At 69.7% G+C, this 22,774-nt stretch carries 19 protein-coding genes and 1 pseudogene; 10 read left to right on the top strand and 10 right to left on the bottom strand.

What is annotated here, in order from left to right; genetic code table 11:
* Positions 1-56: 56 nt before the first annotated feature.
* Both NRF20_RS05555 and NRF20_RS05560 read left to right on the top strand, forming a co-directional pair.
* The gene (locus tag NRF20_RS05555) at positions 57-1,130 is read left to right on the top strand and encodes a Dyp-type peroxidase (RefSeq protein WP_413752121.1); all 1,074 of its coding nucleotides are present in this window, start codon (positions 57-59) and stop codon (positions 1,128-1,130) included.
* Positions 1,130-1,927 carry a family 1 encapsulin nanocompartment shell protein gene (locus NRF20_RS05560; protein ID WP_398633688.1) on the top strand — a complete coding sequence of 266 codons (798 nt, stop codon included), beginning with the start codon at positions 1,130-1,132 and terminating at the stop codon, positions 1,925-1,927. Before NRF20_RS05555 ends, NRF20_RS05560 begins: the two co-directional genes overlap by 1 nt.
* Positions 1,928-1,934: 7 nt before the next feature.
* Here NRF20_RS05560 and NRF20_RS05565 read toward each other — a convergent pair whose 3' ends face one another.
* Positions 1,935-3,308, bottom strand: a complete 1,374-nt coding sequence (locus NRF20_RS05565; RefSeq protein WP_413752122.1) for a M64 family metallopeptidase — start codon at positions 3,306-3,308, stop codon at positions 1,935-1,937.
* A gap of 243 nt (positions 3,309-3,551) precedes the next feature.
* Between NRF20_RS05565 and NRF20_RS05570 the strand changes: the two genes are divergently transcribed.
* The 3 genes from NRF20_RS05570 to NRF20_RS05580 all read left to right on the top strand — a co-directional run bounded on the left by NRF20_RS05570 (position 3,552) and on the right by NRF20_RS05580 (position 6,451).
* Positions 3,552-4,967, top strand: coding sequence for a tetratricopeptide repeat protein (locus tag NRF20_RS05570; protein WP_398633690.1), 1,416 nt, complete (start codon positions 3,552-3,554; stop codon positions 4,965-4,967).
* A gap of 549 nt (positions 4,968-5,516) precedes the next feature.
* Entirely contained in the window at positions 5,517-6,005 is a 489-nt protein-coding gene (locus NRF20_RS05575) for a MarR family winged helix-turn-helix transcriptional regulator (RefSeq protein WP_413752123.1), read from the top strand.
* Between the two features lie 2 nt (positions 6,006-6,007).
* Positions 6,008-6,451 carry a hypothetical protein gene (locus NRF20_RS05580; RefSeq protein WP_398633692.1) on the top strand — a complete coding sequence of 148 codons (444 nt, stop codon included), beginning with the start codon at positions 6,008-6,010 and terminating at the stop codon, positions 6,449-6,451.
* A 386-nt stretch (positions 6,452-6,837) separates the two neighbouring features.
* On the opposite strand, the gene NRF20_RS05585 is transcribed toward NRF20_RS05580, so the two are convergent.
* The 6 genes from NRF20_RS05585 to NRF20_RS05610 form a co-directional block, all read right to left on the bottom strand.
* Positions 6,838-7,464, bottom strand: coding sequence for an aspartate/glutamate racemase family protein (locus NRF20_RS05585; RefSeq protein WP_398633693.1), 627 nt, complete (start codon positions 7,462-7,464; stop codon positions 6,838-6,840).
* Between the two features lie 35 nt (positions 7,465-7,499).
* The gene (locus NRF20_RS05590) at positions 7,500-7,859 is read right to left on the bottom strand and encodes a GNAT family N-acetyltransferase (protein WP_398633694.1); all 360 of its coding nucleotides are present in this window, start codon (positions 7,857-7,859) and stop codon (positions 7,500-7,502) included.
* A 30-nt stretch (positions 7,860-7,889) separates the two neighbouring features.
* Positions 7,890-8,315 (bottom strand): aspartate 1-decarboxylase, encoded by a 426-nt coding sequence (gene panD / locus NRF20_RS05595; protein WP_266355446.1) that lies wholly within the window; start codon positions 8,313-8,315, stop codon positions 7,890-7,892.
* Positions 8,316-8,717: 402 nt separating this feature from the next.
* Positions 8,718-11,834: a DEAD/DEAH box helicase gene (locus tag NRF20_RS05600; protein ID WP_398633699.1), complete on the bottom strand. Its 3,117-nt coding sequence runs from the start codon at positions 11,832-11,834 to the stop codon at positions 8,718-8,720.
* Positions 11,737-13,392: a hypothetical protein gene (locus NRF20_RS05605; protein WP_398633696.1), complete on the bottom strand. Its 1,656-nt coding sequence runs from the start codon at positions 13,390-13,392 to the stop codon at positions 11,737-11,739. Before NRF20_RS05605 ends, NRF20_RS05600 begins: the two co-directional genes overlap by 98 nt.
* The gene (locus NRF20_RS05610; protein WP_413752124.1) at positions 13,389-13,826 is read right to left on the bottom strand and encodes a hypothetical protein; all 438 of its coding nucleotides are present in this window, start codon (positions 13,824-13,826) and stop codon (positions 13,389-13,391) included. The genes NRF20_RS05605 and NRF20_RS05610 overlap by 4 nt, the downstream gene beginning before the upstream one ends.
* Positions 13,827-14,273: 447 nt before the next feature.
* Here NRF20_RS05610 and NRF20_RS05615 point away from each other — a divergent pair, with 447 nt between their 5' ends.
* Together NRF20_RS05615 and NRF20_RS05620 are read left to right on the top strand one after the other, a co-directional pair.
* The gene (locus tag NRF20_RS05615; protein WP_413752125.1) at positions 14,274-15,536 is read left to right on the top strand and encodes an IS701 family transposase; all 1,263 of its coding nucleotides are present in this window, start codon (positions 14,274-14,276) and stop codon (positions 15,534-15,536) included.
* Between the two features lie 188 nt (positions 15,537-15,724).
* Positions 15,725-16,267: a GNAT family N-acetyltransferase gene (locus NRF20_RS05620; RefSeq protein WP_356185008.1), complete on the top strand. Its 543-nt coding sequence runs from the start codon at positions 15,725-15,727 to the stop codon at positions 16,265-16,267.
* 833 nt (positions 16,268-17,100) lie between these two features.
* Here NRF20_RS05620 and NRF20_RS05625 read toward each other — a convergent pair.
* Positions 17,101-17,418 (bottom strand): annotated as a pseudogene (locus tag NRF20_RS05625) (transposase); the annotation flags it as partial.
* A 351-nt stretch (positions 17,419-17,769) separates the two neighbouring features.
* On the opposite strand from NRF20_RS05625, the gene NRF20_RS05630 reads away from it, so the two are divergent.
* Positions 17,770-17,961 (top strand): hypothetical protein, encoded by a 192-nt coding sequence (locus NRF20_RS05630; RefSeq protein WP_398634696.1) that lies wholly within the window; start codon positions 17,770-17,772, stop codon positions 17,959-17,961.
* Positions 17,962-18,055: 94 nt separating this feature from the next.
* On the opposite strand, the gene NRF20_RS05635 is transcribed toward NRF20_RS05630, so the two are convergent.
* The gene (locus NRF20_RS05635) at positions 18,056-18,328 is read right to left on the bottom strand and encodes a hypothetical protein (RefSeq protein WP_398634697.1); all 273 of its coding nucleotides are present in this window, start codon (positions 18,326-18,328) and stop codon (positions 18,056-18,058) included.
* A gap of 27 nt (positions 18,329-18,355) precedes the next feature.
* A complete protein-coding gene (locus NRF20_RS05640) occupies positions 18,356-20,314 on the bottom strand; it encodes a glycoside hydrolase family 9 protein (protein ID WP_413752126.1) in 1,959 nt (652 codons plus the stop codon).
* A gap of 284 nt (positions 20,315-20,598) precedes the next feature.
* Here NRF20_RS05640 and NRF20_RS05645 point away from each other — a divergent pair, with 284 nt between their 5' ends.
* Positions 20,599-21,273, top strand: a complete 675-nt coding sequence (locus NRF20_RS05645) for a winged helix-turn-helix domain-containing protein (RefSeq protein WP_413752127.1) — start codon at positions 20,599-20,601, stop codon at positions 21,271-21,273.
* Positions 21,270-22,526, top strand: coding sequence for a sensor histidine kinase (locus NRF20_RS05650; RefSeq protein ID WP_413752128.1), 1,257 nt, complete (start codon positions 21,270-21,272; stop codon positions 22,524-22,526). The genes NRF20_RS05645 and NRF20_RS05650 overlap by 4 nt, the downstream gene beginning before the upstream one ends.
* Positions 22,527-22,774: the final 248 nt, after the last annotated feature.

Raw genomic sequence — 22,774 nt, forward strand, 5'->3', positions numbered from 1 at the left:
CCGCACCCGCGAGCCCGCTGCCGTTCCGTACCGCTGACGATCCCTGGAGCCCCCGTATGCCCGACGCCACACCGGAACCGGTCGCGGCCCAGCCCGTCGTCGCCCCGCTGACCAGCGCCGCCCTGATCCTGGTCGCCACGATCGAGCCCGGTGGTGAGCCCGTCGTACGCGAGGTGCTGCCCGATCTCGCGGCGATCGCCCGCTCCATCGGATTCCGGTTCCCGGGCACCGGCCTCGTCTCCGTGACCGGCTTCGGTTCCAACGCCTGGGACCGGCTGTTCGCGGGGCCGCGCCCTGCGGGGCTCCACCCGTTCCAGGAGCTGCACGGTGCCCGACACCATGCCCCCGCCACTCCGGGGGACCTGCTGCTCCACATCCGGGCCGAGCGGATGGACGTGTGTTACGAGTGGGCGGCCCGGTTCCTGGACCGGCTCGGCGGCGCGGTGATGGTCGTCGACGAGACACAGGGGTTCCGCTACTTCGACCACCGGGATCTGCTCGGCTTCGTGGACGGCACCGAGAACCCGGTGGGGGCGGGTGCACGGTCGGCGGCCCTGGTCGGCGCCGAGGATCCGGAGTTCGCGGGTGGCAGTTATGTCATCGTGCAGAAGTATCTGCACGACCTCGCGTCCTGGAACACGCTGAGCACCGAGGCGCAGGAGCGGGTCATCGGCCGTACGAAGTTCGCCGACATCGAGCTCTCCGACGATGTCAAGCCCGCCGACTCGCATGTCGCCCTCAATACGATCGCCGACCCGGACGGCACGGAACGCGAGATCCTGCGGGCCAACATGCCGTTCGGCAGCTTCGAACAGGGTGAGTTCGGCACGTACTTCATCGGATACGCCGCCGACCCGGGCGTGACCGAGCAGATGCTCCGCAATATGTTCCTCGGCAATCCCACCGGCACGTACGACCGCATCCTCGACTTCTCGACGGCGGTCACCGGCACGCTCTTCTACGTCCCCAGCGCCGACTTCTTCGACGCCCCGCCGCCGTCGCCCGCAGTGACCGCGACCGAGGCCCTGCCGGAGCCGGCGTCCGCGCCGGCGGTGGCGCAGGCTCCGGTCCCGGTCCGTTCGGACGACGGTTCGCTGCACATCGGCAGCCTGCAAGAAAGCGCCCAGTGATGAACAACCTCCACCGCGAACTCGCCCCTGTCACGGATGCCGCCTGGGACCAGATCGAAGAAGAGGCCCGGCGCACCTTCAGCCGCCATCTGGCGGGCCGCCGTGTCGTCGATGTGACCGGTCCGGACGGCCCCGAGCTGGCGGCCATCGGCGACGGTCATCTGCGCGACATCGATCCCCCCACGCCGGACGTGATCGCCCGGGCCCGCACCTCGGTGCCCGTCATCGACTGGCGGGTGCCGTTCACGGTGACCCGGTCGGCCGTGGACGACGTCGAGCGCGGTTCCCACGACAGCGACTGGCAGCCCGTCAAGGACGCGGCCCGCACCTGTGCGTTCGCCGAGGACATGGCGATCATCGACGGGTACGCGTCGGCCGGCATCACCGGACTTCGGGACGGCTCCTCGCACTCCCCGCTGCCGCTGCCGGCCGACGCCCGCGACTACCCGGCCACCGTCAGTCAGGCACTCACCCGACTGCGGCTGGCCGGTGTCGACGGGCCGTACCGGCTGCTGCTCGGTGCCGACGCCTTCACCGAGGCGACCGAGACCTCCGACCACGGATATCCGGTGGCCACCCATCTGGCCCGGCTGCTCGACGACCAGATCCTCTGGGCGCCCGCCGTCGCGGGTGGTGTACTTCTGTCCACCCGTGGCGGCGACTTCGAACTGTGCCTGGGCCAGGATCTGTCGATCGGCTATCAGGACCACGACGCGACCAGCATCCGGCTCTACTTCCATCAGGCGTTCACCTTCCGGATGCTGACGCCCGAGGCCGTCGTCCCGATCATCGCCTGAGGAACTGCTACCGGTGCCCGGTCGGCCTGACGCTCCAGGTGAGGGTGTCGGTGGCCAGGGCGCGGGCGGCGGGGTCGCGAATGGCGTCCGTACGGTCCACGGCCTCGGCGGTCACCTTGTGGCTTCGACCGTCCGCGTGGACTCCGAGCGAGGCCGGGGTGACGGAGGTACGTCCCCGGGCGGCGACCTTCTCGACGCCGTCGACGTACCACCGCAGATCGGTCCGGGCGAGGCCGGTGGCGGCATCGGGCCGCCCGTACGTGTGGGGCTTGGCGCCGACGGTGGTGAGGTCCGCCGGGGTCACCGCGATACGTCGGCCGGGTCCGACGGCGGCGTCCGTGTCGACGGTGCTGCTCAGTGCGTTGCCCGCGCGGTAGAACCCGGCGATCATCGCCTCGCGTCCCGGCAGGTTGAATTCGGTGTTGCTCAGCTCGCGCATGATCGATGAGGCGGTCGGGCGGTAGATGCCGAACGGGTAGTAGGCGCTGCCCTCGTACGTGCCGACCGTGCCGCCCGCCGGGTCGCTCTGCCCCAGCCAGCGGTACCACTTGGCTTGTTTCTCGGTGAGTTGAGCGGGCGTGTAGGTGGTGGAGTTGATTCCGCCCGGCTCGCCTCCGGTCCAGGTGCCGTACGCCTGATATGTGTACTCGTCGTCGAGCAGGCCCACCGAGTGCCCGATCTCATGGGCGGCGATCAGGCTGGACGAGGCGTGGTCGGAGGAGAGCGTGGAGACTCCGTTGAAGGGGTAGCCCTCGGCCTGGAGTCCGGAGTAGCCCGCGCCGCCGTACTTGGTGGAGTTGGCGATGACGACCACGAGGTCCGCGGCCGGGGCCTTGGCGGCGTAGGCGGCCACCTTGTCGATGTCGGTGCAGATCAGCCGCTCGGTGTCCGAGCACCAGAAGTAGCTGCCGAGTGCAGTGTCCTTGACGGTGTCCGCTCCGGGGTCTCCGCTGACGCCGGACTCGTTGGAGACGGCATCGACGGTCCAGACATTGAGCAGACCCTGGTAGCTCTTGTACGGCTCCAGGGCAGTGATGTCGGCCCACTTGGCGGTTGCGTCCGCGTGGAAGTCGTCCTGCTGGCCGGCCGTGTAGCCGTCGCCGATGATCACGATGTCCAGGCGGTCGTCGGTGGGACCGGTCACGGCCTGCTTGCCCACCGTGCCGTCGAGTGCGGCCTCGGCGGCGCTCAGCGGGGCGGCGGCAGCTCTGCCCCTCCGAGTGGGGGAAGCGGCGGGGACCTCCACGGTCCTGCCCGGGCCGCCGGGGTCGGTGAAGTACTCGGCCTCGACGCGCCGACCACCATCGGTGCCCGTGGGGGTGGCTGACGCGGGGGTGGTGGCGGTTGCCGCCAGGAGGCCGACGAGAGCAAGTCCCGTCATCGATACTGCTGTTCGGCGCGAGTGGGGGCGTATGCGCATGGACAACTCCTGTGGTTTCCCGGGCACTTCCGGGGCACGACCAGCACATAACTCGCTGGTTAAGTGGACTTAATGTGATGCTTAACCTAGAAGGGTGCGGGGCCCCGAACAAGACCCAGGGTCCGAGTGGTTGAGGCTCATAACCGGGCATTTACGATGCATGGGCCGCATTTCGAGGCCGTGCGAGGCAGAAGGGGCGGCGCGATGAACGAGAAGCGCACAACGGGACGAGGCACCGGAGCCGGCTCCGGCCACGGGCCGGACGACGCGCACGGGCCGGGCCACGACGATCCCGGGGCCGTCGGCCGGCGCGTACAAAGGCTGCGCGCCGAACGCGGACTGACCCAGCGGCAGCTCGCCGAGCCCTCCTACACCCCCGCCTATATCTCCACCCTGGAGGCGGGCCGGGTCCGCCCGTCGGAAGCGGCCGTGCGCCACCTCGCGGACCGGCTCGGCGTGACGTACGAGGAACTGGCGACCGGACGCCCCGCCCATCTGGCCACCGAGCTGCGGCTGAAGCTCGTCGAGGCCCAACGGACACTGGCCACCGGCGCCGCCGAGGACGCCGCCGCCACCTACACCCGGCTGCTCGCCGAGGCCGATGGGCACGGACTCGACAGCGAACGCGCCGCAGCCCTGCTCGGGCTCGGTCAGTGCGCACTGGAGACGGGCGATCTGCCCGTGGCCCGCGGCCGCTTCGAGGCCGCGGAGAGGCTTCTCGCCGACGCACCGCTCCCCCGGCGCGCCCCGGCCGTCCGCGGCCGGGCGGTCGCCCACCTGCTGGCAGGTGAACTCCGGTACGCCTGCTACCTGCTGGAAAGTGCCATCGACGAGCTCAACGCCTCCGGCCTGCAGGACCCCGGCGCACTCCTGCTGCTGTACACGGCCGTGATCGCACCGTACATGGACATGGGCGCCCATGCCCGCGCCGCACAGGCGGGTGAGCTGGCACTGACTCTCGCACCGCAGGTGTCCGATCCGGAGCTGGTCGCCGGACTGCACCGGAGCGTCGCGCGCACGCTCATCGCGGCGGGCCGCACCACGGAAGCGGACGCCTCCCTCGCCAAGGCGTCCGAGATCTACCAACAGCTCCAGATCCGTACGGAGTTGGCGCACTGCCACTGGATGCGCGGCTATGTCCATGCACAGGACGGCAACCTGTCCGACGCCGAGACCGAGTTGCGCGCCGCCCGCGACATGCTGGCGTCGAAACGGGCCCCCCTGTACACGGCGCAGGTCGAGGTGGAGCTGGCGGATGTACTGCGCCGGCGCGGCAAGGCGTCCCAGGCCCAGGAGTTGCTGCGTCGTCTCCTGGGTGAACTGCACCCCGACCGGGGATCGGTCCATGCCGGCGGCGCGCACCGGCTTCTCGGCCTCATCCACGAGGAGCAGGGCGACCTCGATTCCGCCGAGGAGCATTACGTCACCGCGCTGGCCCTGCTGGAGCGGGCGGGCGCCGCAGGTGATCTCGCGGACATCTGCCGGCTCCTGGGCGATCTGCTACGACGCCTGGGCCGGACCGAGGCGGCGATGGACGCGTACCGGACCGGACTCGGGCACCGGGCCTCTCCCGGCAGCACCACGCTGGGACCGGCGCCGGTGCGGCCGCCCACCGCCTGAGTTCCGTCCGGTCGAGTCAGACCACCTGCCCGCCACACCCCTCCCTGGGTGAGGAACGCCTCGACGGTCCGGGTGAATCGGCGTGGGTCGTCGAGCCAGGGGGGGTAATGACCCGCGTCCGGCTGGACGGCCAGTTCGGCCCGGGGGAACAACTCCGCGATGTCGGCGGCGATACGAGGAAGCGGGCCGCCGTCCAATCCGCCCGCAAGGACGAGGACCGGCGTGTCCCACGCGGTCAGGGCGGCGCGGGCCGCCTCGGGGTGGAAAGCGCCGCCGGACGCGTAGATGTCCGCGGCCTCCTCGTTGGTCTGTTCCACCTCGGATGCGGCATGTTCCTCGGCACCCGCGTTCCTACGGCCGTAGAAGAAGGGGGCTCCGGCGTCGAAGTCGGCGTCGGTGGCGACGCCGGTCCAGACTCTTTCGTAGGTGTCGTGCGCGGCCGCCATGGCAAGGAGCTCGCTTCCCACGCAATCACCATTCCCGCGTGGGCAATTCAGCAGCCGCGTAAATACTGGCCAAGTACATAGTAGCCATGTACTTTATCTGTTCATGAGCAACGCACCCCAGGGACCGACCCCCGGCTTCCTGGTCTGGCGCCTGTCGATGAAGTGGCGGGTGGCCGTGGACCGGGCGATCGGGCCGCTCGGCCTGACACATGCGCAGTACTCACTGCTCGGATCCCTGCTGGGGATGCAGCGGTCGGGGCTGCGGCCCAGCCAGCGCCGGCTCGCGGACCACACCGGGCTCGAACCCCTCTACGTGTCGAAGCTGGCCCGCACCCTGGAGACCACCGGCCTCATCGAGCGCACCACCGATCCCGGCGACACCCGGGCCGTCCAGCTCTCGCTGACCGATGAGGGGCGCGCGGTCACGCTCCGCGCGGTCGATGTCGTACGAGAGCTCCTCGATCAGCAACTGGCCCCGCTGGGCGGCCTGGACGGCGCGGACACCGAGGCATTCACCCGCACGTTGACAGCACTTCTCGACGCACCGGTTCCCGCGATTCCGAGTTCATCGACCAAATCGACCAAGGAGTAGCCATGTCTGTCACACCGACCGTCAACGGCCAGGTCATCGGCCAGGCCCACTACGCCACCCGGGCCGTGCTCGAGCGGCTGCTGGCGACCACCGGCACCACGTTCCATCAGTCGGTGGCACTGAACGTCATCGCGGACAGCGGCGAGGCGATCGAGCGCGGCCGGCTCGTCGACCGTATGACCGGCACGCTGAAGATCGACGCAGAGGTCGCCGAAGCGACGGTGGCCGAGCTGTCCGCCGCGGGGCTGCTGGAGGAGGTCCCGGGCAGCACACCCCGCGTCGGCCTCACGCCCGCAGGTCGTGACCGCCGGCAGGCGCACCGGGCCGGCATCGCGGACATCACGGCCCGGCTGTACGCGGATCTGCCGGCCGAGGACCTGGCAACGGCAGGCCGCGTACTCACCGAGGTCACCGCGCGGGCGAACGCCGTCCTGGCCGGGGCCTGAGGCGTACCCGCCCGGGGGAACAGAGCCCGCGAAGCGCACCGGGCAGCGGCCATCCGGCCGACTCATCCGGCCGACCGGGGTGACGGCTCCGGCGCCGGCGGCGGCTCGGGTGTGGGCGGCTGCGGAATCGGATCCGGTGACGGGCCGGGCGGGACGGGGCCCGGCGGCGGGGGCGGCGGCTCCGGCAGCGGCGCCGGAGGCCCCGGCATCGGTCCCGGGGTGGGCGCCGGTGGCACGGGGTCGGGGTAGGGATTGGTCATCGGGGGCCTCCGAGTGGTTCGGGGTGGATCTCCTTCCACCGTCCCTCGGAGCGGCTGCACGCGCCTGGTGAGTCCATACGTACAGGTTCCGAATGATCCGCGCAGGTCCGGAACCCGAACGGCAGGTCAGCGCACGGCGGCGGCCGCGGCGGCGAGGCCCGGCCGGGGGCTGGAGAGCACCGGGATCCGGGTGGCCGTACGGGTGACCGCATCGGCCATGGACGCCTGCGCCAGAACGATCACATCGGCGTCCGTCACCGCATCGACCGCGGCCGCGACCAGGTCCAGACAGCCGTCACGGTCACCGGCTTCGAAGCACGCCCAGGCGCCGTCGACCATCACGGCACGGACCTCGACGGGCCGGTCCCCCGCCTCTTCGGCGAGCAGCGCGAGGGTCGGCCCCAGGGTCGCGGACTGGGTCGCTAGCACCACCACGCGTTCCCGTTCCGCAGCAGCGGCCGCCATCGGGCGGTCGACACGCAGCACGGGAACGCCGAGCGTCGCCGCGGCCGACTCCGCGACCCCGCCGATCGTCGAACAGGTACAGAGCACTGCGGAGGCACCCTCGGCGACGGCGCCCGCGAGCAGCGCCCTGATCGTGCCCGACACTGCCTCCGGGCCCGATTCCCTCGCCCGGGTGAGCAGGTCCTCGTACACGAGATGACGCAGGCCGAGTCCAGGATGATCCGTGTCCCGGAGCGCGTCGAAGACCGGCACATGGACCGGGGAGGTGTGCAACAGGGCGAGCGTCATCGGCCGAACGGTACACCTCCCGGCCGATGGGATCACTACAGTTCGGGGTGGGACTTCAGCTGGACCTTCGCCTGCTCCACCAGTTCGGCCGGGGCTTCGGGAGCCTGGCCGGGGTGGCGCTGCACCCACTTCGCGGCGTACGGGCAGAGCGGGACGACGGGGACACCCTCAAGGCCCGCCATGGCGTACAGCTCCTGGACGAGGGCGCCGGCGATGCCCTTGCCCTGGTGGCCGGGTTCGACGACGGTGTGCACGACCACGAACGCGGCGGGGTCGCCGTCCATCACGAAGTACGCGATGACTCCAACGGCCTTGCCGTTCTCGTACGCGAGCAGGTTGCCGCTCACGCGGTCGTCGCGGATGTCGAGCTCGATCCGGTCGGTCTGTTCTGCCATGACGGGTGCCCCCTCGATGGTCGAGCCGGGTCAGCGCGCCGCGGGGACGGCGTGCGGGCTCCGTTCGGTGGCGGTGCCGGGTACGGGCTCGGAGGCATCGGCACCGAGCGCGACAATACGGTTGCCGGCGTCGACGTGCACGATGCGCGGGGTCAGTCCACGGGCCTCGGCGTCGTCGACCTGGGCGTAGCTGATCAGGATGACCAGGTCACCGGGGTGGACGAGGTGGGCGGCGGCACCGTTGATACCGATGACACCGGAGCCGCGTTCGCCCTCGATGACGTACGTCTCCAGGCGGGCGCCGTTGTCGATGTCGACGATGTGCACCAGCTCGCCGGGCAGCAGATCCGCGGCTTCCATCAGCTCGGCATCGACGGTGACGGAGCCGACGTAGTGCAGGTCGGCCTGGGTCACGGTGGCCCGGTGGATCTTGGACTTGAGCATGGTGCGCAGCATTCTGTGCTCCTACAGGTCGGCTCCCTGCCTGCTTACTGCAGGTCAAAGGCGTTTTTCACTGTACAACGGCACGCCTTGCGTAGAGGAGGTCGACCATTTTCGCGGTACTGAAGCTGACCAATGACTGACTTGTCTGACGGCACGCCAGTTCAGATTGACGGGGGTCATTGATCTGTTCTCACGGATCCGCTCCCACGGCATCGCAGGCGTGGGTCCTGATCGAGCAGCACGGTGACGGACTCGAGGTGTGATCGGTCTGGATGACATGAGGTCGCCGGTAACTCCTCCGGTAACGGTGGTGCTGAGCAAAGGATCACCCTCACCACGGGGAGATCCCCGTCACGTCGCCAGCGTTCGGAGCATCCATTGCCGGTGCTCAGAAGTCCCTTGTGAAACCCGTTGTCAGGAGTACCCGTTGTACGGCGCGAGCCACCCTGCGGCGTGGCGGTCGCCGCGAGTGAAGACGGCGCCTCCTCGTCGGCCTCTTGAAGAGTCATCGAGATTGCCCGGCGGGTAGTCGACTATGGCGGGGGTGCCGTCGGAGACGTACCGGATCGTCGTCGCGCCGTCCCAGAGGCAGATCACCGCGCCGTGCGGGGCTTCCACACGCAATGATCCGGAGTGCCGGGTGAGGGCGGTTCCGGTGGCCCGCTGCTTGAGCAGCGCCTGGTATCGCGCCGGTGTGATCGCACTGTCGCGCGGCGGGGTGGTCCCCGTCCAGTCGGGGGCACCGATACCGCGATCTCGCGCCGCGCGCCACATGCGCGGTACGAGACGCGGTGCCAGCCGCGGTGTAGCCATCCGGCCGCACATCCACAGCAGCCGGCCGGCGCCCCGATCGGGGCCGAGGGCGCGCCAGCGAATGCGTTCGGCGAGGTCGGCGGCCACGACGGCCGCCCAGGGGTGAACGGTGCCCAGCTCTCCCTGGGCACCCAGCCAGGCCAGATAGCGCTGGGCCTCGTCGAGGACGGCCGTCAGGCTCTCGGCCGGGATGCCGAGCACGTACCCGGCGCGCGCGGCGAACGCCTGGGGGCTGGTGGCGACCAGCAGCAGCACCGCGTGGGCCAGGTCTCCCGGCAGCAGTCCCTCGTCCTTGTCCGGTGGTTCCTGATCAATCTCCAGCTGCTCCGTCCGGCCCTGGTGGCGCAGCACCCTGCGCAGGGTGGCACGGGCGCGGTCGCTGAACGCGGCCTCCGCCAGTTCCGGCAGCCGGGTGGCCAGCAGCCTCGTCAGTGCCTGTTCGGCGTGGTCGGGGTCCTCCGGTACGGGCAGGTTGCGTACCGCTTCGGACAGCTCGTGCGCCAGGACGGCGTCCACCATGAAGCGGCTGGTCAGCGTACCCAGTTCGGTCGGTTCCAGGAAAGTGTCGCCCCCGGGTCCGGCATGCTGGCGCAGGAAGCCGGCCTCCTCCAGATAGTCCACGGCGTCATGGAGCGGCTCGACACTGTCGTGCCCCTGATGGAAGGCGAATGTGTCGGTCCACCAGTCCTCGGCGTCCTCCAGCGAGGTCACGCGTCCCTGCACCAGTTCGGCTAGCAGGTGGTCGGGCAGCCGGTCACCGATACGCGAACGCACGGTGTAGCCGACGGTCAGCCGAGCCTGCCACACGGGGCGCTCCGTCTCGTCCGCCAGCAGATAGGCCCAGCCCTCCCGCTCCCCCGCGCCGACTCGTCCGGCGCGGCCGAACATCTGCTGCACCATGGACACCTCGATCCGATTCTGGCCAAGGCGGCCGTCGCGCACGACGACGGCGCGGGCGGGGAGGTTCACCCCGGCTGCCACAGTGGAGGTCGCGACCAGGACGTCGGTCTCACGGGCCCGGAACGCCTTCTCGGCCTCGTGCTTGTACGGCCAGTCGCGGTAGTGCAGTCCGACGCCGGCGCTGCCGCACAGCCGCTCAACGAGTTCTGTGTCGTCCGCGTCGACGCCGCGTGTCGGGGCCCCGCGGTCCGCGGCGATGGCAAGTGCCGTCGCACGCACTCCGCGCTTGCTGCTGCAGAAGACGAGCACGCTGCCATCCTCGTCGGTCACGGTCCGGACCAGCCGCACGGCGGCGGAGGTCCGAGCAGCGGTGGACCGCATGGAGCGTGCGGCGGGCAGCAGGGGGATCTGCCAGGTCAGCCGGGTCGGCCGCCATGACGTACGGATCAGCCGGGCCCCCAGCCAGTCGGCGACCTCGCCGGCGTTGGCCACGGTCGCCGACAGTCCGACGATGCGGGTCCGGGCACTGTCCTCGCGTACCCGCGTGAGCACCGCTTCGAGCACGGCTCCCCGCACCGGATCACCGAGCAGGTGGATCTCGTCGACGACCAGACAGCCGACCTCGGCAAGGACGCCGCCCAGCGACCCGTTTCGGCAGATCGCCTCGAACTTCTCGGTGGTGGCGACCCAGATGTCGGCCTCGCGGACGAGTTCGGTGTCGGTGGCGTACTCGCCCGTGAGCCGGACGACCCCGATGCCGTGCCGCCGCCAGTTCTCCAGTTCGCGGTCGAGTTCGTCGGTGAGCGACCGCTGGGGGACGAGCCAGGCCGCCTTGCGGCCCTGCGTATGGGCCCGCAGCGCGGCCACCATGCCGATGGGTGTCTTGCCCGCGCCGGTCGGGGCGACGACCATCACATGGCCGTCGTCCTCCAGCAGGGCGGGAACGGCGTCGGCCTGGGCCGGGTTGAAGGTGGGGTGCGGCAACAGCCGGGTCCAGTCCTCGGGGACCAGATCGGCGACCGGTACGTACGAGGCCTCGTCGGCGTCCGGCAGGTCCGCCAGGGCGTCCCACTGGGCCTCGAACGCGTCCCGGGCGGCGTGCGCCCCGGGTCCCGCGACGGGCGTGGGCGGCATGGGGGAACCCAGGCCCGCAAATGCGCGGGCTGGGTGGGCCACCAGATGCGTGGGACTGCCGAACTCGCCCACCGTGCCGACCTGTTCGTCCTCCACCCAGTGCCGGACGCTGCGGAACGCAATGCCCCGCTCGGCCAGGTGGGCGCGCAGGTCGTCAAAGGCGGGGCCCTCGGGCAGGATGATTCGGATGTCATCGGCCGCCGTCACCGCCCCCTCGGGCGGCCGCCAGGCAGGGTCGGTGACCTTGCACCAGAACAGGTGGCGCTTCTCCGGCTCGGTCGGCATCGGCAGATCCGTCGGCCAGGCAGGGGCGGGAGAAGCCGCGACAACGGTGACGGTGACGCCCGGCCCGGTAGGGCAAGGGCCGAGGAACCGTTCGAATCTTCGTGCCCCTTCGGACACCCATGCCGAGTTCGTCCGTGCTGTCACCCTGACACGCGACCCCGTCGGCCCCACCGCGCCCGTCCGGCGAGACGCCCGCGCCGGGGGCACGGCACCGGACTCGTTCGCCTCGCCGGGCTCCACCACGTCCGACTTCGCCGTACCGGGCCGCGCGCACAGCTTTTCGTAGGTCTTTACGCCCAGGTCAGCGAGGGTGTACGCCGCCGGGCAGACCGGGCAGACGACGGCCACGTAGCGGTAGACCTTCCCCGCCGACTCGTACGGTCTGCGCAGCGAGTGCATCCGGCCGTCGCACTCGGGGCAGAGGCGTGCTACCTCCTCCTCGTAGGTCCAACCGGGTTCGGTGAAACGGGCGATGAGACCGTCGGTGGGCAGGAGGACGCCCCAGCGCTCCCGTACGACCTCCACGACCGACCGCGGCCAGCGCGGTCAGGGCCGCGCCGCCGGCGGCGACGGCCAGGGCTGGGTCCGTGCGCAGCAGGGTTTCCAGGTACCGGGCGGCGTGCGGCCAGCGGTGCGGTGCCGCCGTGGAGGCCAGGAAGGTCAGGGCACGGGCCAGATGAGCAGGCGGCGAGCCGTCCGGGTCGCGGGCGACGAGCGTGCCGATGAAATCTGGCGCCCAGGGAGCCGTGGGGTAGCCGGTCGTATCGTGGCCGGGGAGGGCCAGGGCGAGGAAGTCCTCGGCGAGCCGGTCGGGGTAGAGGGGTTCGAGGACCGCGCCGGGCTCCTCGGGCGGATAGCAAGTGGCGTGATCGGCCAGGAGCCGCGCGGGGCGCTCCATGCCGAGGCCACCGAGCAGGGCCGTGCCGTCGTGGTGCGTGGTCGCGCCGATGAGCGCGGCGGTGAAGACCACCTGGCTCATGGCGCCGGGCGGGGTCTCGTACTCCAGGCCCTCCAGGCGGAGTTCGTGGAGCCGGGTCCAATGCCTGCGTTCGCGGTCGAGCAGATATGCGGACAGGCCCGCCATGTCCTTCGGCGGGCTGCCGCCGCGGACGTGGGCGTCGACGGCCACCAGCGCGGCCATGTGCAGCGCCAGAACCAGGCCGAAGTCCGGCCGGTCCAGATAGCCGGGTACGGCGATGACGTTCGGGTCGGCGAGACCGTAGTGGGCGGCGAAGCAGTTGCGGGCGACGGTGAACATGGCTCGGCGGGCGTCGAGTCCACCACGGCGCTCATCGAGCGGTCGCAGTGCGAGGGCGCCCGTCTCCGTCCCGGTGTCCTCCAGCGCGGAGCGCACGGCGGGCCAGGGGGCGATGGACCGGGCCAGCAACAGCAGTCGGGTCGGCAGGGGCCCGTCCAGCAGCTTGTTACTGAACAGCCAGGTCAGATGGGAGAGGGGCCAGCGGTCGGCGTAGTCGACGACCAGGAGGAGCCCCGCAGCGCCATCGAGCCGCAGGTCCTGGCTTCCCGGGTGCGGGTGGATCGTGCCGGCGCCGTGGGTGGCCGAGACGACCTTCCAGCCCCTTGACGCGCTGTCGGCCGCAAACTGCGCAGCCAACCGGGTCTTGCCCTGGCCGCCGGCTCCGTGCAGCCAGAGGGCGGCGCGTGGACCGTCACCGTCCCGCCATGCGGCCAGCTCCGCCCGCTCATCGGCCCGACCGGTGAAATCCACGACCTGGAAGCGGGCGTTGAGGAGCCGACTGGGCTGGGAGGCGGGTCCGGCCGTGTCCCTCTCCCCGAGTGAGAGGGCGGGGGCCAGGCCCGGAGCAGGTCGATACCGGGAGAGCAGGTAGACCGGGCCTCGGTCGGGGAAGACGTGCAGGTCGGCGCCGATGACGCCGTAGCCGAACCCGCCGTCGACGCGGACCGTCTGCCTTGGCCCGGCTCCGGGCCGACTCACTGGGCGGCTCCGGCGCCTCCCGCCTGTCCAGGAGGCGCCGGGTGCACGATGACATTGCCGCCCAGAGCCGCGAAAACCTGTCCGTTGTCCTTGGCCACGTTGTTCTGCACCTGGGGCTGCCGCGTCTCGGGCAACCGCTTCTTGATCTCCTCGGTCAGCTCACGCAGTTCGTCCGCGGCGTCCGGGTACTCGCCCAGGAGCGACTCCAGTTCCAGCATCCACACGGGGAGCAGGCTCTGACGTACCCGCTCGGCGTCGTCGGCCCTCGCGACGAGGGCCTCGTTGTTGTCGAGCTGGGCCTCGATGGCGGTCTGTTGGTCCTGTCCGCGGCGGCGGAACAGCCGTGCGACTCCGCCGCGCGCGACCGTCCACGAGTCGGTGGCCATGGCCGCGACGACCGTGGTTCCCCCGACCAGAATAAGTTCCTCCAGCATCTTGTCCCTCTCCCCGTGACCCAACGACGTTGCCCTGCACGGACATTGTCCCCTCCTTTTGATCCAATTCCGCACCGGGCAGCCTCGTTTCCTCTCCTGCGCCGCCATGACGGGGGCCTCGGTCTCCGTCGCCTCAGGCCTGGTGGTCAGGACACCGGGCGGTCGCCGACAGGTCGGTCGGTGGTCAGACCGTGACGGCCCGGGGACCGAGCCACCAGTCGGAGCCCGGTAGGGGCCCGGACGGGCCGGTCGCCGATCCCACGCAGTGTGGATCGGCCTGGGTTGACGATGGCCCGGTGGATCTTGAGTGCCGTATTCGGCTTCATCGCGCTGCTTACCGAGCGGCCACATCATGCCTCTGACCAGCGCAGATGGCGAAGCACTAGTAGGGCTTTGTTAGGTACCCCGATTGATCATCTCCAGATAGGTTGTGATGTTCTTTCAGGTGTGACACCCGAGGAGATGGATACGGTCCGCACACGCTTGGACGCGTTCGCGGCGGAGATGCTCGGTTCTCTGGCCCGGCGGGATCAGCGAGCCAAGGGCGAGCTGTACCTGCGCGGGCTGATGCTGGACGGCAAGCGCAAGTCGATGCAGCCGATGGCCGAGCGCCTGGGCGTGGACCACCAGCAGCTCCAGCAGTTCGTGGCCTCCTCGACCTGGGACTGGGCCAAGGTCCGTGAGCGGATGGCTCGTTGGGCTGCCGCTCACATCTCGCCGGAGGCGTACGCGATCGACGATGTGGGCTTTCCCAAGGACGGCTACGACTCACCGGGTGTGGCGCGGATGTACTGCGGCGCGCTGGGAAAGCGCGGCAACTGCCAGATCGGCGTCAGCGTCAATCTGGTCAGCGACCACGCTTCCTCGGCGGTCAACTGGCGCCTGTTCCTGCCCGAGAGCTGGGACGACACGAAGAACACCGGCGATGCGCTGCTGACCGGGGCAATCCAGCGCCGACGCGCCAAGGCGGCCATCCCCGACAGCGAGCGGCACAAGGAGAAGTGGCGCCTGGCCCTGGACATGCTCGACGAGGTCCGCGAGGGCTGGGAACTTCCTGACCTGCCGGTGGTCGCCGACGCCGGATACGGCGACGCGACCGGCTTCCGCGAGGGCCTGACCGAGCGCGACCTGACCTACGCCGTCGCGGTTAAGGGCACCACCACCGCCTACCCGGGCGACGCCGTCCCCGACCGTCCGCGCTACAGCGGCCAGGGCCGCCCGCCCGGACCGGCCTACCCCGTCCAGCACAGCACTCTGCGCCAACTCGCCCTGAACACAGGGCGATCGTCGGCACGAACCGTGACCTGGCGCCAGGGCAGCAAGACCACGAAGCACAACCCCCGCGCCGAGATGCGCTCGCGGTTCCTGGCGCTGCGGGTCCGACCCGCAAACCGAACGATCCGCCGAGCCGCCGACGGCTCCCTGCCCGAGTGCTGGCTGCTGGCCGAATGGCCGCCCGGCACCGCCGAGCCCACCGACTACTGGCTCTCCACCCTGCCTGCCGACACCCCGCTGCGCGAACTGGTCCGCATCGCCAAGATCCGCTGGCGCGTTGAACACGACTACCGCGAGCTCAAGGACGGTCTGGGCCTGGACCACTTCGAGGGCCGCAACTTCCCCGGCTGGCACCGCCACGTCACCCTCGCCTCCCTCGCCCAGGCGTTCTGCACCATGCTCAGGCTCGACCCAAAAGCGCCTGCGCCGGCCTGACCCTCTACGCGGTCCTCCGCGCGCTTCAGGCCCTCCTGGCCACCTGGACCGGCGCCTGCTCGATATGCGGCCAATCCGCACCGACACCAGAACCACACCACAGGACCTAACAAAGCCCTACTAGGGGCGTGTATCGAAAGTGCCTGGTGAGGATGACGGAGAGCCCATTTGTGATCCAGAATGATTGGATGGTCACGCTTGAGACTCCCCGTTTGATCCTGCGTCGCTGGCGCGAGGAAGACGTTGCGCCCATGGCTGCCGTCAATGCCGACCCCGAGGTCATGCGGTGGATCCGTGACGGCAGCGTCCGTGACGAACAGCAGACTCGCGGCGGGGTCCAGGCATGGGAGAGCGAGTGGGAGTCACAGGGCTTCGGCCTGTTCGCCGTGGAGATCCGGTCCACTGGCGAGCTGGCCGGGTTCACCGGCCTTTCGGTGCCCGACTTCTTGCCGGAGGTACTGCCGGCGGTTGAGGTCGGCTGGCGGCTGGGACGTTCCCACTGGGGGCAGGGCTTGGCCACCGAGGCCGCTGCGGCCGCTGTACGGTTCGGGTTCGAAGAGCGAGGGCTGGAGCGGATCGTCAGCATCACTCAAGTGGGCAACGACGCCTCCGAACGGATCATGACCAAACTGGGGATGCATCCGGTCCGTGAGACCGTCAATCCCACCTGCGGTCGGCGAGTACGGGTGTTCGAGTTGTCGTCGGACCAGTACGTCACAACCACTCGTTGATGGCGGCAACGAGGACGGTAGCCTCGTAGCGGACCGCGAGTTTGTCGTACCTCGTGGCCACGGCTCGATGTCTCTTGAGGCGATTGATGCCGCACTCGACCGCGTGCCGGGCCTTGTAGTCCTCTGGGTCGAACTTCCCTACGTTCTTCCCCGGGACAGGGCGAGCCCTTCGTATGGTTGGCCCACCCAGGGGCATCGGGTGTGGCCTTCAAGCTTCTGCCGCTTGTGGCTTCCATCGGTTGGCCGCCCGACGCCCCACGACGGGGTCTGCCAGATCAGCGGTAACAAGGTCGACTGACTGGCAGGCTCGCGGGAGTATCCGCTTGTTGGTACCCGACGGTGAGGAGCCCGGTGATCACTCAAGGAGTAAAGGTCACGGCGCGGTGCGACGACTGCGGTGGCGTGCTGATACTCGACGTTGGCCAGTACATCGACCATGGGCAGTTGTGGTGGGGCACCGAAGGTGCATGTACTGCCTGCCCCAACGGGTGGTGCGAGCAGGACACAGGCGGAGCGACTCCTGAAGAGATCAGGAATGCCCTACTGGCAGAGCATGGGCCCGCACGGCTTCGCCTCGCGGACGACGAGTCGAGCCTCGTCCCCGTCTTGCGAGTCCTGCGCGAAATGCTCTGCCTGTCCCTGGGCCAGGCACGGGTGATGGCCAGCACGCTCCAAGAGACTGGCCTGGTTGGCACGCTGGTCGAGATGGAGTTCATTGCCAACGGGCTGCAACGCCGATCAGTCGCTACAAAGATCGAGAGGTGCGAGACATCGGCCGACTGAACCCCCACGCGCCCAACCAGAACGGCTTGACAAACGGCATTAGGAATCGGTGGCCGGCTACCGCTGGACCCACGCTTCTTGCGGTTGCGGACCTGGTCGGCCTTGTCCGGAATGGTGCAGCGGATACCGCGACGCCGCAGGTAGGCGCGGTTCTTGCGGGACGTGTACGCCTTGTCCGCCCGCACCCGTCGCGGGCGCACGCGGGGCCTGCCGCACCCCGGTCGGGGCACCCGGATGCGGCCCAGCACGACCTCGAACTGCGGAGAATCCCCGCGCTGCCCGGCCGTGATCACGATGGACATGGGCTTCTGCCTCTGTTCGACGGCCAGGTGCAGCTTGGTGGTAAGACCGCCGCGGGAGCGTCCTAGCCCGTGGGCGGCCAGTTGGCGGGCCGAGCTGGAGCGGCAGACTGCCGGGAAGCCGACTGCGGTGACCGAGGAGCACAGTGGTCTGCTGCGGGAGGCGGCCCGGGTGTCGTCGGCGACGGTGCTGTGTCATCGGGATGCGTGGGAGTTCATCACGGCTCATGCCGGGCGGCAGCCGCACTTCCTGGTGCCTGCTCAGGTTCTCGACAAGGGCGAGGAGCGTATCCGTGCGGCACTGTCCGGGCGGTCGCTGATCGCTTTGCTGATCGCGTTGCACTCGGTCCGGGAGACCGCGGTCGGGGGGACGGCGACCAGGAGTTTGCCACCGCGCTCTACGAGCGGGTCCAGGAGAGCTTGTCCGGGCTCGCTGCGGCGGGCCGGCCGGTCACCATCACGCTGGACGACCGCGTCGCACCCGATGACAGCACGCCGTCCGGTTCCCCGGATGCCCCGGCTGAGGGCCCGGCCGGTGTTTCGGATGCGCCGCAGGACGATTCCGGCCACGGAATCGGTGAACGGGCTGACGGTGAGGACAAGAAGGAGTAGCCGCAGGCCGGACCCGCGCCTGGGGACGACAGCAGCGTGAAGGCCCGCACGGATGAGTGATCCGTACGGGCCTTCACGCTGGCTCCCTGGGTGGTCATGACGCCCTGGAGAGCCAGGGCGCGGGCGCCGATGCGGGGGCTCCCCGACGCTTGTAGGCGAGGGCGGCTCGAATGCTGTCCTCCAACGACCCGGCGGCCGGCTCGGTACGGCGGTCCTGGGCCTGAAGGATTTCGGACTGGGCCGCCGCCTCCGTGAAGGCGATCTCGGGTTCGCGGTGGTGGCGGAGGGCTTCGGTTTGGCGGTCCGCAGCTTCGCGGATGAGGGGTGCGAGGCCGGTTTCATGGTTGTCGCCCTGTACGGGTGACATGCGCAGTCCGGGCAGAGTGTGCTTGGTCTACGGTTGGTCGGCCTCGCTCTCGGTGTCCTTGGGCGTAGTGGAGAGGGTGAGGGAGAGCAGAGCGGTGGCGGTGAAGTCATCGGCGGGTTCGACGGTCTGCCAAGCGCCCACGTGGTCCATGTAGCCGCTGCCGTGACCGTCGAAGGGGGCGAAGGGATTGCCCTGAGTGGTCGGGCATTTTCGCATGGTCGGGAAGGAGTTGAGGTCCTTGAGCTTGGCTGCCGCATTGGGGCCGTTGACGACGCCACCGGCGAGGATGTCGCCTTCGCCGGTGAGGCTGCCGGCGAGGTTGGCTGCCTGGTGCTCGGGGCAGTGTGGGAAGGTGGTCCCCGCCCCGATGACGAAGGAAGATCCCCAGGCGTTGGCGCCTAGCGTCCAGTTGCGCTGCCGGGTGGCGAAGGCGTCATAACGGGAGTCGCCGGTGACGCGGTGATAGAGCTGGGCGGTGGCGGACAGGCCAAATGAGTGGGGTACGGAGTCGTAGTCGGTATAGACGGCGCCGGCGCGGAAGGGATCGCGGTGTGCGCGGATGCTGCCGTCGTTGAGCTGTCGCTTGAGGTCGGCGACAAGTTCGTCGCGGCTCACCTCAGTACTGGACGTGCCCGATCCAAGTAGCTTGGCGAGGTCTGCGTGCGCGAGCGCGCTGACGTCACCCAGGCCCAGAGTGCCGAGGTAGTCCGAGCCGAGGTACTCCTTGGCCCAGTGGCCGGCCTGCTGGATCCATTGGTCCGCTCGGCTGTCGTCCAGGGCTTGTCCGGCCAGGGCCAGCTCGGTTGCCCCGAATTCCATGTCGTCCTGCCAGGACTCTTCTGGGTAGAAACCGTGGGGGAAGGCGGTGACCAGTTCGCCATGGGGGGTGGTGTCGGCGAGTGCGTAGATGTGCGACGCCTTTTCCAACTCCTCGCGGGCGCGGTCCGGATGGTCGGCGGCGTCCAATTGTGCGGCCAGGGCGAAGGCTACGGCGACCCGCCCGGCAAGGTTGGGGCTGATCGGCTCGCCGGGTGGAGCCGCGCGGAAGACGGGGCGGTGCTTGATCGTGTAGTCCGGGTCACCGGGTTCCACCTGGAGTGCATCATCGGCCTCGGGCAGCCGCCATACGTCGTGGTCGGAGCGGATCTTGCCGCTGCCGTCCTCGGTGTCGCCCTTGCCCAGCCCGACCTGGACGTAGAGGGTGCGGGAGCTGTCGTCCCACATCTTGTCGAGCCAGTCCAGCCCATGGCGGGCCTCGGCTGCCAGCTTTTCCCCGCCCGCCGAGGTAGTGCGCTGGGCCAGCAGCAGGCTCGCGGTGGAGTAGGACGCGGTGTGCGTGAACTTGAGGAAGTCACCAGCGTCGGACCAGCCACCGGAGACGTCGACCGGACCGCCGACGGGCTTGAGCGGAGCGAGCAGTTGCTTCTCTTCGCTGTCGTAGGCAGGGGTGTCGTACACCGTTGCCTCACGGTCTGCCAGGTGCGAGGGCTTGCGCTTCAACACTGTGGAGTCGACATCGGCTCCGTCGCGCTGCGCCTGAAAGAAGCGGACATTGTCCTGGATCAGCTTGCCGAACAGTTCGTCGGCGGGCGCCACACGAAACGGCGGCGAGGTCGCGGTATCCGGGCCGGACACTTCGACCCGGTAGGTGCCGGGCGTGGTCAGGCGGGACAGGTCCAGGGTGTGAACGGAGTGATAGGTGTTGTTCCATCCTCCGGTCGAGGGACCAGTCCTTCCGGTCAGGACTTCCTTGCCGGAAGCGTCCCGCACTCGGAAGGAAGTGCTGGACACGGAAGCGGAGGTCATCAGGTAGGCATGCTTGGCCTCGCCGGGTGTGTAGCCGACCTGGTCGACGCGCACGACCGCGCCGGGCGATCCGGCTGCGGGTGTGGCTCCTTGCGAAGACTGAACGCAGTAGACGGCGAGGACGGCCGTGGCGACACCGGCAGCGGTGATGCCGACCGTGCGAGTACGTATCTTTGGCATGTCCGCACAGTGGCACCGTGTTCATGAGGAGATCATGAGGCGACCGCACGCACGCAGGCGGATCCCACAGGCCCTGAGGCGGACACTACGAGGCCGAGTCGGTCAGCGGTCTCAGCGTTCGGTGTTGCTCTCCTTGGCAGGCAGAGAGCTGCTCGTTCATGGCGGCAGCTGGTGCAGAGCGCAACCGGCTGATCTCGAAGTGTGAGCCCGAAGGTCTGGTACGAGCGATCACAGTTATCTCGACCGCCCCGACACCCGTAGCAGTTGCACTACGCTCACCGACGATGCGCATACTGGTCCTGGAGGACGACCCCGAACTCGGCCCGGCGATCGCGGCGGGACTGCGTGAGGCCGGCTTCGCTGTCGACTTCGCCGTCGATCTCGCCGACGCCGACTTCAAGCTCGCCGTCAACAGCTACGACTGCCTCGTCGCGGACCGTATGCTGCCTGACGGTGACGCCCTGACCCTGCTCGCTGCCCAACGCAAGGCCGGTTCCATGCTGCCGGTGTTGCTGCTGACCGCCCTGGACGCAGTCAGCGACCGAGTGGCCGGGTTCGAGCATGGCGCCGACGACTACCTCGTCAAACCTTTCGCCTCCGCCGAACTCACCGCACGGGTGCGCAGCCTGTGCCGCCGCGGTCAGCCTGCCCGACTGCCCGTGTTGCGGGTCGGCGACGTGGAGCTGGATGTGCCGCGTCGCCGGGTCCTCAGGGCCGGCGTCCTGCTGACCCTGACCGCGAAGGAGTTCGCGGTCCTGGAAGTCCTGCTGCTGCGCGCCGGCGAGGTGGTCACGCGCGCTGAGCTCATCGAACGCTGCTGGGACGAGATGAGCGAACCGCTCTCCAACGTGGTCGATGTGCTGATAAGCCAGCTCCGTCGCCGGCTGGGCCCGCCCGAGGTGATAGCGACAGTGCGCGGCATCGGATACCGGATCGCCGACCCGGACACATGCCGGTGAGGTCGCGCACCCCCGCCGCCGCCCGGCTGCACCGCGCCCGGTGGGCGATGACCCTGCTCTTCGCCGCGGCCACCGCGGCCTGCTTGCTGGTACTCGCCACCATCGCTGTTCGCACCGACACCCACTCGCGCACCAGCAATCTTGACAACGACGTCAGCCGCCGAGCCGACGGACTGGCCCGCGCTGTGTTCTACGACGCGGGCGGCGTCCTTCACCTTGAACCACTGCAGGACGACGAGCTCGCTCACGGCGCCGACGTCTTCGGTATCCTCCAGGCGCCCCCAGCCGCCCGACCGCGAATCCGCCACGCCAACACCTCCCCCGCCTCCCTGCCCGGCCGGGACGATCTCGACGAGATCTGGAAAGAGGTTCAGCACGACCAAGAGACAGTGCTCTACACCGCGCGGAGCGTGAGCGGGCAGGAGTACCAATGGGCCGCTACCCCGGTCTGGGACAACGACACCATTCGCGCCACGGTGCTGGTGGGGGCCGACCCCACGCAGAGCCGGACGGACCACACCCGGTTGGTCCGCCGGCTGGCCCTGGGATGCGCGGCCCTGGTGCTGGTGGCGGCGGTGGTCGGCCATCTGCTGAGTGGGCGCGCGACGCGGCCCGCGTTGCGAGGACTCGAACAGCAGGAGCAGTTCCTCGCGGAGGCGGCCCACGAACTACGAACCCCGCTGGCCACTCTGCGTCTGGTGGTGGAGGCCGGCAGCACCTCCACGGGCCGGGCGCCCGCAACCCTCGACGAAGCGGTCCGGCTGGTGGACCGGCTGGGCCGGCTGGTCACCGGGCTGCTGGCTCGGGCCCGGGTTGAGGCCGGTACCCAGGAGATCGAACTGATCCCCCTACGGCTCGACCAGCTGGTCGAGCAGACCGTCGAGGAGTTGCCCGACCGAAGCGGCGTCACGGTGAGCACCGAGCCCACTGTCGTCGACGGAGATCCCGAACTGCTGGCCCAGGCTGTCCGCAACCTGGTGGAGAACGCCCTGCGGCACGGCGGTGGCACCCCGGTCGAGGTGAAGGTCGCCGCCGACCGGGTCTGCGTACGGGACCACGGCCCGGGCGTGCCCGCCAAGGACCGCGCCCGGGTCTTCGAACGCCACGTCACCGGTACTGCCAGCACGGGCACCGGAACCGGCCTGGCCATCGTCCGTTGGGTGGCCCAACTCCACGGAGGCAGCGCCCAGCTGTCCCAAACACCCGGCGGGGGCCTCCTGGCAGAGCTGCTGCTACCGCACCGAAGCGGCTGAGGCAGCTTGGCGTCCGCGGCCTTGTGCGCCCGAGGTCCAGGCAACCGTTCTACGCCGACCTGGCCGACAGTGTGCAGCAGCACCCTGCGCATAAAGTGCTTCGTACCAGATCAAGGCCACCTCTCGGTCCTCGGTGGCCGGAACGGGCTGGACAGGCGGCCCGACACCAGCGAGGAGGCCCAGCAGACTGGAGCGCCGCTCAGTGCTCTGGGCTCTGGGCTCTGGGCTCTGGGCTCTGGGCTCTGGGC

Source organism: Streptomyces sp. R-74717 (assembly GCF_047305335.1).
Classification (GTDB): domain Bacteria; phylum Actinomycetota; class Actinomycetes; order Streptomycetales; family Streptomycetaceae; genus Streptomyces; species Streptomyces atratus.

What these genes read in the sequence shown, in the direction of transcription:
- NRF20_RS05555 (WP_413752121.1), top strand. Translation starts at nt 57, where the DNA reads ATGCCCGACGCCACACCGGAACCGGTCGCGGCCCAGCCCGTCGTCGCC.
- NRF20_RS05560 (WP_398633688.1), top strand. Translation starts at nt 1,130, where the DNA reads ATGAACAACCTCCACCGCGAACTCGCCCCTGTCACGGATGCCGCCTGG.
- NRF20_RS05565 (WP_413752122.1), bottom strand. Translation starts at nt 3,308, where the DNA reads ATGACGGGACTTGCTCTCGTCGGCCTCCTGGCGGCAACCGCCACCACC.
- NRF20_RS05570 (WP_398633690.1), top strand. Translation starts at nt 3,552, where the DNA reads ATGAACGAGAAGCGCACAACGGGACGAGGCACCGGAGCCGGCTCCGGC.
- NRF20_RS05575 (WP_413752123.1), top strand. Translation starts at nt 5,517, where the DNA reads ATGAGCAACGCACCCCAGGGACCGACCCCCGGCTTCCTGGTCTGGCGC.
- NRF20_RS05580 (WP_398633692.1), top strand. Translation starts at nt 6,008, where the DNA reads ATGTCTGTCACACCGACCGTCAACGGCCAGGTCATCGGCCAGGCCCAC.
- NRF20_RS05585 (WP_398633693.1), bottom strand. Translation starts at nt 7,464, where the DNA reads ATGACGCTCGCCCTGTTGCACACCTCCCCGGTCCATGTGCCGGTCTTC.
- NRF20_RS05590 (WP_398633694.1), bottom strand. Translation starts at nt 7,859, where the DNA reads ATGGCAGAACAGACCGACCGGATCGAGCTCGACATCCGCGACGACCGC.
- panD (WP_266355446.1), bottom strand. Translation starts at nt 8,315, where the DNA reads ATGCTGCGCACCATGCTCAAGTCCAAGATCCACCGGGCCACCGTGACC.
- NRF20_RS05600 (WP_398633699.1), bottom strand. Translation starts at nt 11,834, where the DNA reads ATGCACTCGCTGCGCAGACCGTACGAGTCGGCGGGGAAGGTCTACCGC.
- NRF20_RS05610 (WP_413752124.1), bottom strand. Translation starts at nt 13,826, where the DNA reads ATGCTGGAGGAACTTATTCTGGTCGGGGGAACCACGGTCGTCGCGGCC.
- NRF20_RS05620 (WP_356185008.1), top strand. Translation starts at nt 15,725, where the DNA reads ATGGTCACGCTTGAGACTCCCCGTTTGATCCTGCGTCGCTGGCGCGAG.
- NRF20_RS05635 (WP_398634697.1), bottom strand. Translation starts at nt 18,328, where the DNA reads ATGTCACCCGTACAGGGCGACAACCATGAAACCGGCCTCGCACCCCTC.
- NRF20_RS05640 (WP_413752126.1), bottom strand. Translation starts at nt 20,314, where the DNA reads ATGCCAAAGATACGTACTCGCACGGTCGGCATCACCGCTGCCGGTGTC.
- NRF20_RS05645 (WP_413752127.1), top strand. Translation starts at nt 20,599, where the DNA reads ATGCGCATACTGGTCCTGGAGGACGACCCCGAACTCGGCCCGGCGATC.